Source organism: Bordetella ansorpii, assembly GCF_900078705.1.
In the GTDB taxonomy this organism is placed as follows: domain Bacteria; phylum Pseudomonadota; class Gammaproteobacteria; order Burkholderiales; family Burkholderiaceae_B; genus Bordetella; species Bordetella ansorpii_A.
This window is the reverse complement of sequence record NZ_FKIF01000009.1, coordinates 315,552-332,492: the sequence shown is the minus strand read 5'-3', so window position 1 is coordinate 332,492 and position 16,941 is coordinate 315,552. Positions and strand designations below refer to the sequence as shown.

13 protein-coding genes are annotated in these 16,941 nt (G+C 67.9%); 4 read left to right on the top strand and 9 right to left on the bottom strand.

Annotated features, from left to right (window positions below; translation table 11 throughout):
• Positions 1 to 292: 292 nt before the first annotated feature.
• From A6745_RS24240 to phnD, 8 genes are all read right to left on the bottom strand, one after another.
• On the bottom strand, positions 293 to 2,437 hold the full coding sequence (locus A6745_RS24240) for a phosphocholine-specific phospholipase C (RefSeq protein ID WP_066133020.1): 2,145 nt from the start codon (positions 2,435 to 2,437) through the stop codon (positions 293 to 295).
• Between the two features lie 16 nt (positions 2,438 to 2,453).
• On the bottom strand, positions 2,454 to 2,684 hold the full coding sequence (locus A6745_RS24235; RefSeq protein ID WP_066133243.1) for a hypothetical protein: 231 nt from the start codon (positions 2,682 to 2,684) through the stop codon (positions 2,454 to 2,456).
• 32 nt (positions 2,685 to 2,716) lie between these two features.
• Entirely contained in the window at positions 2,717 to 4,927 is a 2,211-nt protein-coding gene (locus tag A6745_RS24230; protein ID WP_156513523.1) for an alkaline phosphatase family protein, read from the bottom strand.
• A 50-nt stretch (positions 4,928 to 4,977) separates the two neighbouring features.
• Entirely contained in the window at positions 4,978 to 5,868 is an 891-nt protein-coding gene (gene phnX / locus A6745_RS24225) for a phosphonoacetaldehyde hydrolase (RefSeq protein WP_066133017.1), read from the bottom strand.
• Between the two features lie 79 nt (positions 5,869 to 5,947).
• Complete coding sequence (psrA, locus tag A6745_RS24220; protein WP_066133012.1) at positions 5,948 to 7,036, bottom strand: iron-containing alcohol dehydrogenase PsrA; 1,089 nt, start codon at positions 7,034 to 7,036, stop codon at positions 5,948 to 5,950.
• 158 nt (positions 7,037 to 7,194) lie between these two features.
• The gene (gene phnE / locus A6745_RS24215; protein WP_082853264.1) at positions 7,195 to 8,025 is read right to left on the bottom strand and encodes a phosphonate ABC transporter, permease protein PhnE; all 831 of its coding nucleotides are present in this window, start codon (positions 8,023 to 8,025) and stop codon (positions 7,195 to 7,197) included.
• Entirely contained in the window at positions 8,022 to 8,816 is a 795-nt protein-coding gene (phnC, locus tag A6745_RS24210) for a phosphonate ABC transporter ATP-binding protein (RefSeq protein WP_066133009.1), read from the bottom strand. Before phnC ends, phnE begins: the two co-directional genes overlap by 4 nt.
• On the bottom strand, positions 8,813 to 9,688 hold the full coding sequence (gene phnD / locus A6745_RS24205; protein WP_066133006.1) for a phosphonate ABC transporter substrate-binding protein: 876 nt from the start codon (positions 9,686 to 9,688) through the stop codon (positions 8,813 to 8,815). Before phnD ends, phnC begins: the two co-directional genes overlap by 4 nt.
• A 141-nt stretch (positions 9,689 to 9,829) precedes the next feature.
• On the opposite strand from phnD, the gene A6745_RS24200 reads away from it, so the two are divergent.
• The 4 genes from A6745_RS24200 to yaaA all read left to right on the top strand — a co-directional run bounded on the left by A6745_RS24200 (position 9,830) and on the right by yaaA (position 13,701).
• A complete protein-coding gene (locus A6745_RS24200; RefSeq protein WP_066133001.1) occupies positions 9,830 to 10,729 on the top strand; it encodes a LysR substrate-binding domain-containing protein in 900 nt (299 codons plus the stop codon).
• Positions 10,730 to 10,752: 23 nt separating this feature from the next.
• Positions 10,753 to 11,973, top strand: a complete 1,221-nt coding sequence (locus A6745_RS24195; protein ID WP_066132998.1) for a cation:proton antiporter domain-containing protein — start codon at positions 10,753 to 10,755, stop codon at positions 11,971 to 11,973.
• A gap of 147 nt (positions 11,974 to 12,120) precedes the next feature.
• Positions 12,121 to 12,903: a 3-hydroxybutyrate dehydrogenase gene (locus A6745_RS24190; protein WP_066132997.1), complete on the top strand. Its 783-nt coding sequence runs from the start codon at positions 12,121 to 12,123 to the stop codon at positions 12,901 to 12,903.
• Between the two features lie 24 nt (positions 12,904 to 12,927).
• A complete protein-coding gene (gene yaaA, locus A6745_RS24185) occupies positions 12,928 to 13,701 on the top strand; it encodes a peroxide stress protein YaaA (RefSeq protein WP_066132994.1) in 774 nt (257 codons plus the stop codon).
• A 563-nt stretch (positions 13,702 to 14,264) separates the two neighbouring features.
• Here the strand turns inward: yaaA and A6745_RS24180 are convergent.
• Positions 14,265 to 16,496 carry an FUSC family protein gene (locus A6745_RS24180; RefSeq protein WP_066132992.1) on the bottom strand — a complete coding sequence of 744 codons (2,232 nt, stop codon included), beginning with the start codon at positions 16,494 to 16,496 and terminating at the stop codon, positions 14,265 to 14,267.
• Positions 16,497 to 16,941 lie beyond the last annotated feature (445 nt).

Here is a 16,941-nt window from a genome sequence, read left to right as displayed (position 1 = left end):
TTTTCCTTGCCAAACCCGAAGATCTGACCTGGAACGATTGCCTGGCTGGGTATTGCTACCCCGGGTGTTTCCACCTGCCGCCGTGGTCGTTGGCTTTCGTCCGGACTTCCGCTTCCGTAAAAGCGAAGACCGCGATTATACCAGAAAAAATATTCCCGGTGCAAGGCGGGCAAGCCGCAACGAATTCCTTGCGGTGCCCGCCACGCGAGCCGGCGGCACGGCCACCCGACGGGGGGGAAGGACGGCGTGTGCCCAGGCCCGCCTGGCGCGCCCTTGGGGCCGTCCTCCCCGGTCAGGCCACCCCCATCTCCGGATCGCTGACGCCGTCCTGGCCGGTCTCCAGCCGGCCGGCGAAACGCCGCTCGAAGCCGCCGTCCATGGTCACGGTGAAGTCGTACCAGTGGTCGGTGTCCGCCAGCGACCAACTGGGTTCCACCTGCATGCCGGGATCGACCGTGTAGGTCCACGGTCCATCCTGCCGGTACGCGTTGGCGCGGACGGTGATCTGTGCGGGGGCATCGCCCATGTTCATGATGGTCAGGTACACCGCGCCGTCCTCGGGCGCATAGCAGACACGGATTTCCGGATTCGGACCGCTGGCCAGGCCGCGCAGGTCGCCCTGGAACTGCCTGTGGTAGCCATTGGGACCGAGCACCCACAGGCTGTAGGCGCCTTGGTTGTCCGTCACCGCGTTCCAGTCGTCCGAGATCGTTTTTCCGGCTTCGACGGTGTAGCGGCGCGGATAGCGCGACAGGTTCAGTTCGTCATAGACGTGGAACACCGCGCCCTGGGTGCCGGTGTTGCTGAAGGTCAGCCAGACCTTGCCGTTGGGCAGGTCCACGTTGGCGCTGGTGTGCAGGCGATACGGCAGCGCCCGCGAAGGGCGGGCCAGCCGCTGCTGGGTGGGCAGCGGCACGGAGCCGACGTCCGGCACGGGAACGCTGCCGGAGGCCACTTGCTGGGCCAGCGTGGCGTCCGCTTCGGCACGGGTCGGCGCGGGGCGCAGCGTGGGCAGGTCCGCGTTGGGCGTCTTGAAGTTGAAGCAGGACAGCATGTCCCCGAACACCGTGCGCCGCCATGGGCTGATGTTGGGCTCCTGCACGCCGAAGCGTTGCTCCAGGAAGCGCAGGGTCGAGGTATGGTCGAAGGCCTGCGAGTTGACCCAGCCGCCTACGCTCCAGGGAGAGATGATCAGCGTGGGCAGGCGCGGGCCGGCGCCGAACGGGCGTCCGTCGGGCGTGACTTGGCTCGTGTCCCCGGGCGGGGCCGGCATGGTGTAGTACTCGTTCTCGATGTCGACGGTCGATTTGCCCCACTGCGTGCCGTCGGCCTCGCGCCAGGGCGGCGCGGGCGGCGGCACGTGGTCGAAGAAGCAGTCGTTCTCGTCGTAATTCAGGATGAGCACGGTCTTGCTCCATACCTCGGGATTCGCCGTCAGCATGTCCAGCAGCGTCTGTACGTACCAGGCGCCCTGGCCGGGCACGGACATGCTGGGATGCTCGCTGTAGGCGCCCGGCGCCACGATCCAGCTGACCTGCGGCAGCGCACCGCGCGCGATGTCGTCGGCGATGGCCTGCAGGAAACCGCCGTCCGGCATGGTGTTGCCGAAGCCCTTGTACAGCGGCGATTGGGCTTCCATCGCCGCCGTGTACGGCGCGGATGGAGACCCTTGCGCCGCCAGTTGCTCATTGACGGCGCGATAGGCCGCGAACGCCACCAACTGGTTGTTGTTGCTGTTGTTGCCCGGGGTGTTGTAGACCTTCCAGCTGACGCCGGCGGCCTGCAGCCGTTCGGGATAGGTCGTCCAGTCCAGTCCGTCCGCGGAGGGCCCCAGGCCACCCCAGTTGGCGTTGGTCACGCAGGCATGTCCGCTGACGTTGGCGCCGTTCGTGCCGCTCCACAGGAACATGCGGTTGGTGAAGGTGCCCGTGTTGATGGCCGTGTGATAGGCATCGCACACCGTGAACGCATTGGCCAGCGACCAGTGGAATTCCATGTCGGATTGCCGCAGGTGGCCCATGGCGACCCGCGTGCTCTTGGCCCGGGGCCAGGCCGCCATCCGGCCGCCGTCCCAGGCGGCCTGCTGGTCGCCCCAGTTGTGGGCCCCGCCCACGCGCAGGGCGTTGCCTTTGGTGGCGTCCAGGTAATACGGCTGCACGGCGCCGGACGGTCCCTGCTGGATCCATACCGATTGGCCGGAAGCCATGGGAATGGTGATGCGGTCGCTGAAGCCGCGCACGCCGGGCATCGTGCCGTAGTAGTGGTCGAAGGAGCGGTTCTCCTGCATCAGGATGATGACGTGCTCGACGTCGTTGATGGTGCCGGTCGCGTTGTTGGCGGGGATGGCCAGCGCGCGCCGGATCGAGGGCGGAAACGCGCCCAGTCCCGCGCTGGCCGCGGCGGCGCGCAGGAAATTGCGGCGATTCAGAGTCGTCATGGTGTCTGCCTCGGGATCAGGGGGCGCAGTCGAGCTGCGTGTTCAGGACCGGGGGGCGGACGGCTTCGCCCCCTTGCGCGACGTCGCAGCCCTGCGTGGGCGGGGCGACGATCGGCGTCTGCGCTTGCGCGCTGCCGTCCCGTGCCTGGGCCGTATCGGCGGAGTCCTCGTCCCCGCCGCCGCAGCCCGCGACCAGCAGGCTGGCCGCGCACGCTGCGGCCAGCGCGCGCAGGCTTCGGAATGGCATTGCGAATTCGATGGGCATGGCGCGGCGTCCTTTCATTGGATGTCCAGCGTGGACAGCGGCTTGTTCGACAGGAAGATGGATTGCAGTTCGGCATCCGTCAGCACGCGGTTCCACATGGCCAGGTCGCCGAACATCTGCTGGAAGGTCGGCGCGACGGTGCATTTGCCGGCGTAGTACGGGGGCGTCACCGAGCCGTTGCACTTGTTCATCAGGAACGTGCCCGTGCCATCGCTGCCCAGGCCCCATTGCGGATAGGGCGACAGCCGGGACAGGTCGACACTGCCGGTCGACTTGCCGACGGCGGCGCGATTGGTCACGCCCGTCACGGGATCGAAGACGGTCATGTTCATGGTGCGCGCCACGCCATCGACGGAGAACGCCAGGTATACCCAGCGGTCGACCGTGATCTGCGTATAGAGCGGCCCGTCGGCGCGCACGCCGCCACCCGAGCCGATGTTGAAGGCGATCCCGCACTGGTTGCCCGAACTGGAGAACAGGCCGATGGCGACGCCGGCATTGCCGCCGCTGACGTAGCTCTTGTTGGAGATGATGGTGACGTTGTTGCGGGCGATGCAGGTCGGCGTCTTGAACCACAGGCCGATGGTGAACTGCGGCGTGGTGCCTTGCGAGACGTCGAATCCCTGGGCGGGCGTCAGCTTGTAGCCTTCCAGGCCTTCGGCCGTCGCGTAGTTGGTGTCGACCAGCAGCCCGTTCGTGCCGGGGAACGGGCCGGCCACGACCAGGCCGGCGGCCGGCGGCAGGTCTGCGGAGTAGGGAGCCATCGTGCTGTGGCCCGTGGCGTCGACCGGGGGCAGGTTGGCGCTGAAGGGGTAGTAGGACACCAACCCATCGCGCAGCGTCTCGGCCAGCGGGACGGGCGGCACATAGCTGACGGGAGTCGTCATCGTCGCGCGTGCCGCCGTGCCTGCCGCGCCACTCACTTCCACCGTGTAGTTCAAGGCTTCGCGGGTCTTGGCCGAAAAGAACTGGCCGAGCTGGTTGTCGGTGAACGTGGCGGTGCCCGCGGGCAGTTGCGTGGCGATGGCTTCGCCATTGCGCAGCACGGACAGGGTGCCTTCCGGTGGCGCATTCCAATCCAGTATCACGCTGACATCCGCCGAACCGTCGTCCACGATGCGTGTGCTCAGCTTGGACACGGCCTGCTGCCCGACCAGCGCGCCGCCGTCCATCAGGTATTGCGCCGTGGCGGGCAGCAGTCCCAGGTGGCGCATCAGCGTGGGGGCCAGATCGGCCAGGCTGGCGTAGTCGTAGAGCGCGTCGAGCTGCTGCGGCACCTCCGCGCCGACGCCCAGCTCCGCCGTGTTGGCCGGCCTGTTCATGGCGATGAACGTGGCCGACTCCGGCACCAGGGGCAGCCCGTCGTCCTGGCTGTTGGCGCTGAAGCCGTGGTTGCCGGTCACGGCGATCAGCCAGTCTTCGTTCTTGCGCTGCGCGGCGGCGTCGACGAGGCGTCCGATGGCCTTGTCCAGCGTGACCAGGGTGCCCGCATACTGCGCGGAGTTCTGGCCATAATTCAGCACGGCGTCGCTGGCCGAGTGGTACTGCGCCAGCACGGTCGTGTAGGCGGCGTCGATCATGCGAGCCGCCTCGTCCGTCACGCAGTCGGTGGCCGGGGCGCTGACGCCGCAATCGGTCAGGGCGTCCAGGTTGCCTGTCTCGCGGTCCGTGGCCAGCAGCCTGGCCAGGCCCTGCGAGGCCACGGCCGCGCCCGCCAGGCCGACGCTGTGCTCTCTGGCGGCCTGGAACAGCGTGGGGCTGCGCAGCGCCTGGTCGGGCGCCGACGAGATCACGCGGTGGCGATTGCCCCACGTTCCCGTCAGGATCGTGGCCCATCCCGGCGTGTCCAGCGTGGGCTGCTGGCTGGCGCTGCCGGCCACGCCGCCGGCATAGGCCAGGCGGACCTGCAGCTTCGCCAGGTTGGGCAAGGTGCCGGCGGCGATGCCTTGCTGGACGGCGGCGTAGGTGGCGCCGTCCAGGCTGACCAGGAGCGTGCGCGGCACGGGGGGCGCGCCGCTGGACCCGCCGGGATCGCCGGCCACGGGTGGCGGCGCCGCGGCGCCGGAGTCTTCGTGATCGCCGCCGCAGGCGGCCAGGGCCACGCAGGCGGCGGCGGACAGGGTCCACAGGCGCAACGCGCCCAGACGGCGCATGGCGCGGGGCGTGGAGCGCGCCGCGGGACAAGCAGACGGTTGGCTGACGGCAGCCGGTGCTTCGTACGACATGGGATTCGCCTTTTGGGTAGGGGCTGGGTAGCGGGGGGCGGGGAAACGGTTCAGGAAAGCAAGGAGGCGGAGTCGGGACGCACGCCGATCCGGGCCATGCCGGCGATTTCGTGCAGCACGTTCGGCAAGTGCGCCACGCTGGGAATGACATAGTGGGCGCCGGCCTGGACGAGCTTTTCCTCGGCGCGGGCCACCCGGGCCGCGATCTCCGCGGCGGGCGCCTGGGCGTGCTCCCGCGGCGAGTAACCGACCTCGTTGCCCGACAGGCTCAGGCCGATGCTCCACATGCCGGCGTTGCGGCCTTCTTCGATGCCGGGACTGGTGTCATCGACCTTCACGCAGGCGCCCACGTCCGTGATGCCCAGGGCCAGTACGTTGGCCAGGGCCATGAAGGGGCCGGGGCGTGCGCCGGCCGGAAACTCGTCGCCGGCGACGACGTGATCCGGCGCGATGCCGGCGGCCAGCGCCTGGGGCAGCAGTCGGTCCAGCACGGCGCGGGGATATCCCGAGCATGAGCCGATCTTCATGCCCTGTTCCCTGAGCCATTGCAGGGTGGCCACGGCGCCGTCGATCGGCGCGGAGTACTCGCCCACCTTGGCGATCTGCATGGGCATGAAGCGGGCGTAGATGGCGTCGACGTCGGCGTCCGCGGGCGCCTGGCCGAAGGTGGCGAGCCATTGCTGGCGGATGCCGGGGTCCTGCAGCAGCCGATGGATGTGCTGCCATTTCGACAGCCCCATCGGGCCCCGGGCCTGGGCGAGCGTGACCCGGATGCCGAACGAGGCGAACGCCTCGACGAAGATCTGCGTGGGGGCCAGCGAGCCGAAGTCAACCAGCGTGCCGGCCCAGTCGAAGATGACGGCCTGCAAGGGCGAGAGAGAGCCGCCAAGGCGCCGTGCGCTGTCGGCGGAGGCAGAGGCGATGGCGAGGGTCGATGACATGATGCGTTCCTGTGGAGGGCGTGGGCAGTTGGGGGATAGGGATCAAGGGAAGCAGGCAGGCGGCGAGCATGGCCTTGCGTTAGGCCAGGGCCCGGATGAAGTTGCGGCCACGAGGCCCCTGCGCCGCCGACCGCACCATCTCGCGCCAGTCGGCGGGGGCCAGGCCGTATTCGGTCGGGTCGGTGGCCACGCCCAGGCCCTGCAGGAACCGGCGCAGGCGGGCCGAGGCGGCTTGGCCGCTGGCGGCATCGAATATGGACATCAGCGCCTGATCGACCCCATCGTCCGCGCCCAGCGCCATCTCCAGCACGATGGGCAGGCTGAACGAGCACGCAATGCCGTGCGCGATGCCCTGGCGCAAGGTGATCTCGTAGGACAGCGAGTGGGCCAGCGCGGTCTTGGTGTTGGAGAAGGCCAGGCCGGCCATCAGCGCCGCCTGGGCCATGTCGGCGCGCAGGCCGGCGTCGTGCAGGTCGTGCATCAGGCGCGGCAACACGTCCAGGATGCGGCGCGCGGCCTGTATGGCCAGCGCCATCGAGACCGGGTTGCGGTTGACGTTCCAGATGGACTCCAGCGCGTGCGACAGCGCATCCAGGCCGCTTGCCAGGGTCGCGGCGGCGGGCAGGCTGCCCATCAGCGCCGGATCGATGATGGCGGCTTCCGGCCATGTCCACGGTTGGTGCAGCGAATGCTTGCGGCCCTGGGCCTGGTCCCACAACGTGGCCCAGGGAGTCACTTCGCTGCCGGTGCCGGCGGTGGACGGAATGGCGATCAGGGACTTGTGCCGGCCCGCGGGCAAGGTCTCGCCCCGCTCCAGCGCCGCCAGCAGTTCGGCAAACGTGCCTGCCGGCGTCGCACACAGCAACGCCTTGGCCGTATCGATGACGCTGCCGCCTCCCAATGCGACGATGCAGGGCACGCCCGCGTGCTCGCGGTGTACGCGGTCATACAACGGCGCCAGCCAGCCCACGTCGGGATTGGGCAGGATGTCGTCGATCACGCCCCGCAGGCGGTCGCCGGCAAGGGCGCGGATCGTGTCGACCAGCCCCAGACCGTGGGCCTCGGGAAACACGACCAGCAGGAAATCCCGGCGCTTGAGCAGTGCCGGCAGCCGCTGCAGGCAGCCGGGGCCGGCATGGATGTCGACAGGGTTGTGATAGGTCCACATGATGATTTGCCTTTGATACGGACGAGACGGGCCGCGGGCGGGGGCGATGGGGGGCCGCGGCCGTGCAGGGTGTGTTCGGGTGCCGTCCGGCTCGGCCGGACAGCCTGGGCGGGCGGGCTGCCGCCAGCGGGCCGCCGGGCCGGCGGCGCGGGGCAGTGTCAGTGCCGATGGCCTCGCTGTATGCGCCGCCGCAGCGTGCTCGACGCCAGGTCGGCCAGGATCACCATCACGGTGATGACGATGATGCAGGTGGCGGTTTCCTGGTAGCGGAACAGCTTGAGGCTGGCCACCAGTTCGAATCCCAGGCCGCCGGCTCCCACCATCCCCAGCACGGTGGCCGAGCGCAGGTTGACTTCGAAGCGGTACAGCACCACGGCGATCCACGCGGTGATGGCTTGCGGAATCACGCCGAACACGATGACCTGCAGCGTGTTGGCGCCCGCGCTGCGCAAGGCTTCCAGCGGGCCCTCATCGATCTCCTCGATGCTCTCGGCGAAGAACTTGCCCAGCATGCCCATGCCGTGCAGCGCCAGGGCCAGCACGCCAGGAAAGGGGCCGAGCCCGACGGCCGATACGAATACCAGGGCGAGGATCAATTCATTGATGCTGCGCACGACGTTCAGGAACTGCCGCGTCGCCACGCGCAGCGCGTTCCAGCCGTGCAGGTTGCCCGCGGCGATGAACGAGAGGGGCAGGGCGAGCAGGATGCTGAGCAGCGTGCCCCAGATCGCGATCTGGATCGTCTCCAAGGTGGGCCGCCACAGCCTGTCCAGGATGTCCAGGTCCGGGGGCACGGAACGGGAGAGGAAATCGGCGATCTGTGGCAGGCCGGCGGCCAGTTCGCCCCAGCTCATCTGCGCGCCCTGGGCGCTCCATTGCAATGCCCAGGCCAGGGCCAGCGCGACCGCGGCGGCGCCCAGCCAGCCCGTCTTGCCGTGCGGACGGCCGGCCGTCCAGCGATAGGGATCTCTTGCCGTCAGGGGGCTCACGAAAGTTCTCCGGTAGTGAGGGCGCTGTGCCAGGTCTCGGCGATGGCGGGGCCGGCCGCGGGCGGTTGCGCGTGGTAGATGGCGTCGAGCGAGGTCTCGTCCAGGCCGTCGGCCGGACCGTCGTACCGGACCCGGCCTTGCGCAAGGCCGACGATGCGATCGCCGAATTCGCGCGCATAGTCGACCTGGTGCAGGTTGCATACGACCGAGATGCCCAGCCCGCGGGTCGCGTCGCGCAGGTACTGCAGCACCGTGCGGGCCGTCTTGGGATCGAGGCTGGCCACGGGCTCGTCGGCGAGGATCACCCGGGGCTGCTGCGCCAGCGCCCGGGCGATGCCCACCCGCTGCATCTGTCCGCCGGACAGGGCCTCGGTGCGCTCGTGCGCCTTGTGCGAGAGGCCCACCCGGTCCAGGCATTCGAGGGCCAGATCGAGGTCGCTCCTGCGAAAGAGCTGCAGCATCGAAGACCACGTTCCCGTGGCGCCCAGGCGGCCCGTCAGCACGTTCTTCAGGACCGAGAGCCGGGGCACCAGATTGTGATGCTGGAACACCATCGCAACCTGACGCGCCAGCACCCGGCGCGAGTGCTGCTGCATCAGGTCGATGTCGCCAACCCGCAGGACGCCTGCGTCGGGCCGCACCAGGCCGTTCATGCAGCGCAGCAGCGTCGATTTGCCGGCGCCCGACAGCCCCAGCATCACGACGAACTCGCCCGCTTGCACGTCCAGGTCGATACCGTGCAGCACGTGGTTGCCGCCGTAGCGCTTGCGGAGTTGGCGTAGATGGATCATTTCATCTTGCCCAGATCGAGGTTCAGCGTCTTGGCCGTCTGGCGGATGACGTCGTAGGCCTGGTCGTTGGTCGGCGCAAAGCCGTTGAGCACGCCCTGGTCTCCCCACGGCAGGTCCTTGATCTCGCTCATCGCCGCCGAGACCTTCCGCTTGGTGGCCGCGTCCAGCTTCTTGCGCCAGACCATGGGCGATTCGGGAATGTCGGGCGAGCGCCACACCATCTGGATGTCTTCCTTCTTCACCAGGCCCTTGGCGAACGCCGAGTCCAGGATGCGGTCGGCGACGGCGGCGCCGTCCACCTTGCCGTTGGCCACCGCCATGATGCTGGCGTCATGCGAGCCCGAGAAGATCACGCGCGAGAAGTGCTTCTCGGGATCGAAACCGTCTTTCAGCAGGCCGGCCTTGGGGAACAGGTGGCCGGAGGTCGAACTGGGATCGACGAATGCGAACGTATGGCCCTTCAGCTTGGCCACGCTGTCCAGGCCCGAATCCTTGCGGGTGATCAGCAGGCTGTGATACGAGCTCGTGCCGGTCTTCTTGGTGACCGCCACGGCGAAAGCTTCGGCGTCGGCCACCTGGCTGGCCAGGACATAAGAGAAGGGGCCCAGATAGGCGATGTCCAGCTTGCCGGAACGCAGCGCCTCGATGACGCCGTTGTAGTCGGTGGCGACGAACGGCCGCACTTTCATGCCGGTCTTCTGCGCCAGCTGGTCCATGACCTGCTGGCTGGCGTGGATCATGGCCTGTGCGTCTTCCGAGGGGATCAGGCCCACGCGCAGTTCCGCCGTCTGGGCGGAGGCGGCGCCGGCAGTGGCCAGGGCGAGCAGCGTCGCGCTCGTGAATTTCATCCAGGTCTTGCGAGTCATCTTCATGGCGTATTCCGTTTTCATCTGAGGCTGGAGAAGGCCAGCCGGGAGGGAGGAGGGAGCGACGACCATGCTAGGGATGACACGTTGCCTTCATGTGAAGAAAGTAGACTGATATTTTCTTGATTCTGAAGATTTATCCTATAGATGACCTCCGCCCGTTACCGCGCTTTCGTCGCCGTGGCCCGCCATGGCAGTCTCAGCGCGGCTGCCCGCGCCCTGCACGTCAGCCAGCCGACCGTGTCTGCCCAGATCGCCTCGCTGGAACAGCAAAGCCATCTCGAGCTGTTCCACCGCCGCGGCTACCGCATGAACCTGTCCGTGGCCGGCGAGCAACTGTTGCCCCTGGCCCAGAAAATCCTGGCGCTCGAGGCCGAGGCCGAGTATTTCCTGCGCGATGCCGGCCAACTGAACCAGGGCACGCTGCACCTGGGGGCGGTGGGGCCGTTCCACGTGATCGAGATGGTCGCCGCCTATCGCCAGCGCCATCCCGGCATGAAGCTCTCCATCCGCATCGGCAACTCCCGCCAGGTCCTGGAGGATCTGGTCAACTACGCCACCGACCTGGGCGTCCTGGCGGGCAGGCACGACAACGACGCGCTGGATGCGCTGCTGTATGCCAGGCACGCCATCATCCTGTTCGCGCACAAGGATCATTTCCTGGCGCGCCATCGCAGCGTGCCGCTGGCCATGCTGGAGGGCGTCGAGTTGTTGCGGCGCGAAGCGGGTTCGACCACCCAGGCCACGCTGGACAAGGCGCTGCACGACGCCGGGGTGCGCACGGAGTGCGCGCTGGAGGTCGGCAGCCGGGAGTCGCTGCGCGAGGCGGTCGCGCGCGGACTGGGCGTCGGGGCCGTGTCCGAGGCCGAGTTCATCCCTGACCCGCGGTTCAGGCCGATTCGCATCGAGGGCGACCCCGCCATTACCAGCACCTACATCTACTTCGCCCGCGAGCGGCGGGAAAGCGTGCTGGTCCGCTCGTTCCTGCAGGCGCAGCAGAAGGTCCTCGAATCGGCCGCCAGCATGATGCAAAGCCCGCTATCCTAACGGGATCGTCTCGCGCCACCCGCATGGAACTCCTCACGCTCCTCCTGCTTGCCGCCGTCCTGTGCGTCCCGTTGGCCACGCGCCTGGGGCTGGGCGCCATTCCCGGCTATCTGCTGGCCGGCATGCTGATCGGTCCCTCCGGGCTGTCCATGGTCAGCGACGTGCCCGCCATCTGGAACATCTCGCAATGGGGCGTGGTGATGATGCTGTTCCTGGTCGGCCTGGAGTTGGCGCCGGCGCGGCTGTGGGCCATGCGGCGGGAGGTCTTCGGGCTGGGCACCTTGCAGATGCTGGGCTGCGGGCTGCTGCTGGGCGTGGTCTTCGGGGTCGGCCTGCGGCACCTGGCCGGCATGACCTGGGTGGGCGCCGTGCTGTGCGGCCTGTCATTGGCGCTGTCCTCCACGGCGGTGGCCCTGCGCCTGCTGGAAGAGCGCGGCCTGCTGCGCACCCCCTTGGGCCATTCCGCGCTGGGCGTGTTGCTGTTCCAGGACATGGCGGCGATTCCCATGCTGGTGGCGGCCGGCCTGCTGGGCGCCAGCGGGCAATCCGAACCCTCTTTCGGCGCCGCGCTGGTGGCGGTGGTCGTGGTGGCGGTCGGCTACAAGCTCAAGCTGCTGGACTGGGCCGCGCGCTCGCAACTGCACGAACTGTTCACCGCCGCCGCGCTGCTGGTGGTGCTGGGCACCGCGCAACTGTTCGACTATGCCGGGCTGTCGGCGGGCCTGGGCGGTTTCCTGGTCGGGGTGTTGCTGGCCGACTCGCGCTACCGCGACGACCTGGAACAGAACATCGAACCCTTCAAGGGCTTGCTGCTGGGCCTGTTCTTCCTGGCCGTGGGCATGTCGGTCAACCTGCATGAAGCGCTGGTGTATTGGCGCTATGTGTGCCTGGGCGTGCTGGCCCTGCTGGCGATCAAGGGCGCCATCCTGTACGGCATCGCCCGGCTGGCGGGGTTGCCGCACTATCACCGGCTGATGTACGCGCTGGTGCTGGCCCAGGGCGGGGAGTTCAGCTTCGCCATCTTCGCCGAGTCGCTGGACAACCACATCATCACCCGCTCGCAGAGCGACCTGCTGACCATCGTGGTGGCCCTGTCGATGGGCGTGGCGCCGCTGATCCTGAAGCTGGCCGAACGCCTGCCGTCGCGCTACGGCGGCATCCGGGGCATGGCCGTGCGGCCCGCGGGATTCTCCGAGACCGGCGCCGTGGAGGAACCGGCCGCCAAGGCCGGCGTCAAACCGTAGGCCCGGCCTCTGGACCTTCCCATGCAGGCCATGATTCATCTTCGCACCAGCCGGCAGGCGGTAGCATGTCGGCTGTCACTGTCCTCGTAGATCCCGCGCCCGGCGGCTACACTGCCGTCCTGCGCACCACTCTGTAGGAGCACGTTCATGCTGAAAGGTAAAGTTGCCGTCGTCACCGGTTCGACCAGCGGTATCGGCCTGGGTATCGCCACGACCTTCGCGCAAAATGGCGCTGACATCGTCCTGAATGGGTTCGGCGACGCCGCTGAAATCGAGAAGCTGCGCGCCGACCTGGCCGAGCAGCACGGCGTGAAGGTGCTGTACGACGGCGCCGACCTGTCCAAGGGCGAGGCCGTGCGCCAACTGGTGGCCAACACCGTGCAAAGCCTGGGCCGCATCGACATCCTGGTCAACAACGCCGGCATCCAGCACACCGCGCTGATCGAGGATTTTCCCGTCGACAAGTGGGATGCCATCATCGCGCTGAACCTGTCCGCCGTGTTCCACGGCATGGCCGCCGCGCTGCCACACATGAAGAAGCAGGGCTGGGGCCGCATCATCAACATCGCCTCGGCGCACGGCCTGGTGGCCTCGGCCAGCAAGTCGGCCTACGTGGCCGCCAAGCACGGCGTGGTGGGCCTGACCAAGGTCGCCGCGCTGGAAGCCGCCGGCCAGGGCGTCACCGCCAACGCCATCTGCCCGGGCTGGGTCCGCACCCCGCTGGTCGAGAAGCAGATCAGCGCCATCGCCAAGGACAAGGGCATCTCGCAGGACGACGCCGCGCGCGAACTGCTGGGCGAGAAGCAGCCGTCGCTGCAGTTCGTCACCCCCGAGCAACTGGGCGGCACCGCGGTGTTCCTGGCCTCGGACGCGGCCGCGCAGATCACCGGCGCGTCGATTTCGGTCGACGGCGGCTGGACGGCGCGCTGAGCGATTCATCTCAAGGAAGATTCCATGCTGTTCCTGTTGTCCCCCGCCAAGAAGCTCGACTACGACTCGCCCGTGCACGTGCAGACGCACACGCAGCCGCTGTTCGTGGATCAGGCCGCCGCGCTGATCAAGGTCCTGAAGACCAAGACCGCCGAGGATATCTCGGGCCTGATGGACCTGAGCCCGGCCCTGTCCGAGCTCAACGTCTCGCGCTATGCGGCCTGGAAGAAGACCTTCACGCAGGCAAACTCGCGGCAGGCGGTGCTGGCCTTCAATGGCGACGTCTACGAAGGCCTGCAGGCGGACAGCCTGTCCGAGCGCCAGCTCGAATGGGCGCAGGAACACGTGGTGATCCTCAGCGGCCTGTACGGCGCCTTGCGTCCACTGGACCTGATGCAGCCGTACCGCCTGGAAATGGGCACGCGGCTTGAAACGTCCAAGGGCGCCAACCTGTACGACTACTGGGGCACCACGATCGCCGACTACCTGAACGAGCGCCAGGACGGCAAGCGCGGCCCGGTCATCGTCAACCTGGCCTCCGAGGAATACTTCAAGTCGGTCGACCGCAAGGTCCTGAAGGCCCGTGTGGTGCAGTGCGTGTTCCTGGACTGGAAGAACGGCGCCTGGAAGATCATCAGCTTCCACGCCAAGCGCGCGCGTGGCCTGATGGCGCGCTACGCCATCGAGCACACGGTCGCCAAGGTCGAGGGCCTGCAGGGCTTCGATGCCGAGGGCTATGCCTACGACGCCAGCGCCTCAACCGAAGACAAGCTGGTGTTCCGCCGCAAGCTCGACTGAACGCTGGAATGCAAAAATCGCCGCCGCCTGTAATAGGGTGGCGGTTTTTTTTTGGGCGGGCCGTCAAAGATAAACTGTGGGCAGGCAGCGTGAACTCGTGCTTCAGGCGGCGGTGTGGGGGGCTGCGAGATGGGGATCGTTTCGTCCGCCCTGGTATCCGGCCTCCTCGAGCGTAGCGATGTACTCTTACCAAATCGCCATCACCGACGACTACCGCGACCGCGAGGATCGCTACTGATGGCGGTATCGGCGTGCGTGGTCGATACCTCGGCCTGGATCGAATGGCTCGTCGGAAGCGATGTCGGCAAGCGGTTGGGCAAGCAGTTCCCGGACAAAGCCGCAGTGCATCGTGCCGACCATTGTGCAAACCGAGCTGTCGAAGTGGCTGGTGCGCGAACTCGGCGAGGAGCGGGCTGACCAGGTGATCGCTTACACGCAGAAGTGCATTGGTCGTGCCTCTGGATACCTCCATCGCCCTGTTTGCGGCGGAGCCGCAGCGCGAACACAAGTGCTCTCGGAACCCGGGGGAAGCAAGAGCGGGCGGTTGATCGAAAAAGGCTTTGCTATGCCGCCGCCGTCGGCTGCGGGGCCGGCCGCACGGTCGGCTCGGCCAGCCCGATCAGTTCCTGGCGGATCTGCGTGCCCGCGCGCAGCATCTGCTTCAACGGATAGGCCAGCGCGGCCAGTTCGCCCTCGGTCTCGAACTGGGTGGGCAGCGTGGCCGGGGCAGGGCGGTTCTCGTCCAGCAGGTCCAGGATGCACTCCAGCGCGATGCGCATGTTCTCGGGCGTCTGCGGCAAGGCGGCCAGCGTGGGAATCGACGCCGTGATCTGCGAGGCCAGCACGTGGTTCTGGATCAGCAGGTTGTTGAACTCGGGCACGTTCACCTGGTGCGACTGCGGCTCGCTCATCATGCGGTAGAACGCCTCGGCATAGTTGCTGAAGGCGATGTGCACGTTCTTGCGGGCCAGCCGCCAGGCCACTTCGGATTCGGCCGCCTCGGTGGCGGCCTCGGCGGGCAGTTCGGCCGGCGCGATGCCGGCGTTCTTCTGCGTGGCGCGCACGTAGCGCAGCCCCGCGTGCAGGTACTCGCGGTTGGCGCGCGTGGCGGCCCGCGCCAGCGGCTTCATGTAGCGCGCTTCCCACCAGGGCAGCACGTAGCTGCACACCAGCGCCACGGCGCAGCCCAGCACGGTGTCCAGCGCGCGCTCGCTGATCACTTCCAGCGACACGGTGTCCGGCGCCACGAAGTGGAACACCAGCACCACGTACAGCGTATTGAAGATGGCGCTGCCCATGTAGTTCAGCAGCACCAGGCTGTTGCCCATGATGCAGGCGGCCAGCAGGGCGGCGAACAGGATGGCCGGCTTGGTGGTGATGGCGAACAGCCCCAGCGCCAGCAGGCAGCCTATCAGCGTGCCCATCAGCCGCCAGCCGTTGCGCTGACGGGTCAGCGCGAACCCGGGCTTCATGATGATGACGATGGTCAGCAGCACCCAGTAGCTGTGCGCCGCCAGATTGGCCGTCAGCGCGCTGCCGATCAGTCCCATGGCCACCGCGGCGGCCAGCGCCACGCGGCAGGCGTAGCGGAAGTGGGGGGAATCCAGCCGCAGGTTGCTGGTCAGCATGCCCAGGCGCAGTTCTTGTCGCGACATGAAGCGCGTCAGCGACTTGTCGATGCGCAGGTCGGTGGTGGGTTGGGGGTGCACGCTGTCCTGGGTATCGACGGCCAGCCGGTCGACGATGCGCGAGGCGTTGCGCAGGCGGCGCAGCACCTGCACCAGCAGGGCGATGATCTCGGGGTTTTGCCTGGCGATCTCGTGGTTGCGCAACTGCTCGATCTCGTATTCGATGGCGCGCAGTTCGGCGCGGGCGCTGCTGCGGTACTGCGTGGGGCGCGCGCGCGAGACGTCCAGCGCGATGCGGTTGAGTTCCAGCGACATCTTCACCATGGCGTCGCGCGCGAACAGCAGCACGTCGTGGCCGGCCAGCACGCGGCGCAGCGTGGCGTAGTCGGTCTGCGTGGCCACCAGCGTGTCCAGCAGCTGGAGCATGTCCACGAACATGTTCCAAAGCATGGTGCGCGCGCCGTCGCGGAATCCGTGGCCGCGCGGCAGGCTGCGCAGCACCACGTCGCGCGCGGCCTGGTGCTTCTCGGTCATCACCGACTGGCTCTGGATCAGGCGGCGGTACGACTCGTCCAGGTCGGCGGTCTCGTCATAGAAGCTGGCGCGGGCGGCCATGTAGTCGGCCGTGGCGAACAACGCCACCGACATGTTCTGGCGCTCTTCGCGCAGCCAGAAGATGCGGCTGAAGCCCAGGCTGAAGGCCACGTAGAACAGCGCGCCGCCCAGCGTGGCGATCGAATGCACGAAGACTTCGCTGGGGTGCAGGGGCGAATGCATGGTCAGCGTCATGATGAGCAGGCCGGCGAAGCCGATCAGGCCGCCGCGCTTGCCGAACACCGAAAACATCGAGAAGACGAAGCACTGCAGGATCACCACCAGCCACAGCAGCACGGGGTAGGTGGAGGCCGCGCCGGTCAGGGTGACGGCGACGGTGCCCAGCAGGGCGCCGCCCAGCATCTCGTTGGCGCGGTGGCGCTGCGGCCCGCCGGGCTGGTCGATGATGGCCACGCACTGCGCCCCGAAGGTGGCGACCAGGCCGATGGCGTAGTGCCCGAACAACACGCCGACCACCAGCACGGGCAGCAGCATGCCCGCGGCCTGCCGCACGCCGCCAAAGAAATAATGGCTGTACAGAAACCGCCGGAGGCTGGCGATGCGCAAATCCATGGTGCGTGCGGGATGGCCTTGAGAGGGGTGCCGGGGAGGGACTCGACGCAGACCCCGGTCAGGGCGTCCGCGACTGGCTAAGTATAGAGAGGGCGGTTACCTTTTTGGGGTCGGATGAAGGGGTTTTTACACACGGATAAACGATTTGCTCCCGATGCCGCAACGCGGTACAGTTCCCGCCTTGCGCCGGAAGACTATCCGCACCGGCGCGCGGGACAGCGGGCCCGCCGGACCACCTGCCGGTCTGCCCGCCCCAGCATTACCCTGCCGTTGGCCGCGCCAAAAGCGTGTGTTGCCAAGGCTTCCATTTCGACCTCCGACGTCCGCACTCCGGGCGTTTTGCACTGCGATCCTGACGGGCGCGTGCCGGGTCGGCAGGGTGTCCGGGTGGCGTGGCTCCGTGAGCCGCAAAGCGCCGGTCATGTTGTCGAAGCGGTATTCGTTC

Coding starts and splice junctions, on each gene's coding strand:
- phnD (WP_066133006.1), bottom strand. CDS start 9,688: ATGAAGATGACTCGCAAGACCTGGATGAAATTCACGAGCGCGACGCTG.
- yaaA (WP_066132994.1), top strand. CDS start 12,928: ATGCTGTTCCTGTTGTCCCCCGCCAAGAAGCTCGACTACGACTCGCCC.
- A6745_RS24230 (WP_156513523.1), bottom strand. CDS start 4,927: ATGTCGTACGAAGCACCGGCTGCCGTCAGCCAACCGTCTGCTTGTCCC.
- A6745_RS24180 (WP_066132992.1), bottom strand. CDS start 16,496: ATGGATTTGCGCATCGCCAGCCTCCGGCGGTTTCTGTACAGCCATTAT.
- A6745_RS24240 (WP_066133020.1), bottom strand. CDS start 2,437: ATGACGACTCTGAATCGCCGCAATTTCCTGCGCGCCGCCGCGGCCAGC.
- A6745_RS24190 (WP_066132997.1), top strand. CDS start 12,121: ATGCTGAAAGGTAAAGTTGCCGTCGTCACCGGTTCGACCAGCGGTATC.
- phnX (WP_066133017.1), bottom strand. CDS start 5,868: ATGTCATCGACCCTCGCCATCGCCTCTGCCTCCGCCGACAGCGCACGG.
- psrA (WP_066133012.1), bottom strand. CDS start 7,036: ATGTGGACCTATCACAACCCTGTCGACATCCATGCCGGCCCCGGCTGC.
- A6745_RS24200 (WP_066133001.1), top strand. CDS start 9,830: ATGACCTCCGCCCGTTACCGCGCTTTCGTCGCCGTGGCCCGCCATGGC.
- A6745_RS24195 (WP_066132998.1), top strand. CDS start 10,753: ATGGAACTCCTCACGCTCCTCCTGCTTGCCGCCGTCCTGTGCGTCCCG.
- A6745_RS24235 (WP_066133243.1), bottom strand. CDS start 2,684: ATGCCATTCCGAAGCCTGCGCGCGCTGGCCGCAGCGTGCGCGGCCAGC.
- phnC (WP_066133009.1), bottom strand. CDS start 8,816: ATGATCCATCTACGCCAACTCCGCAAGCGCTACGGCGGCAACCACGTG.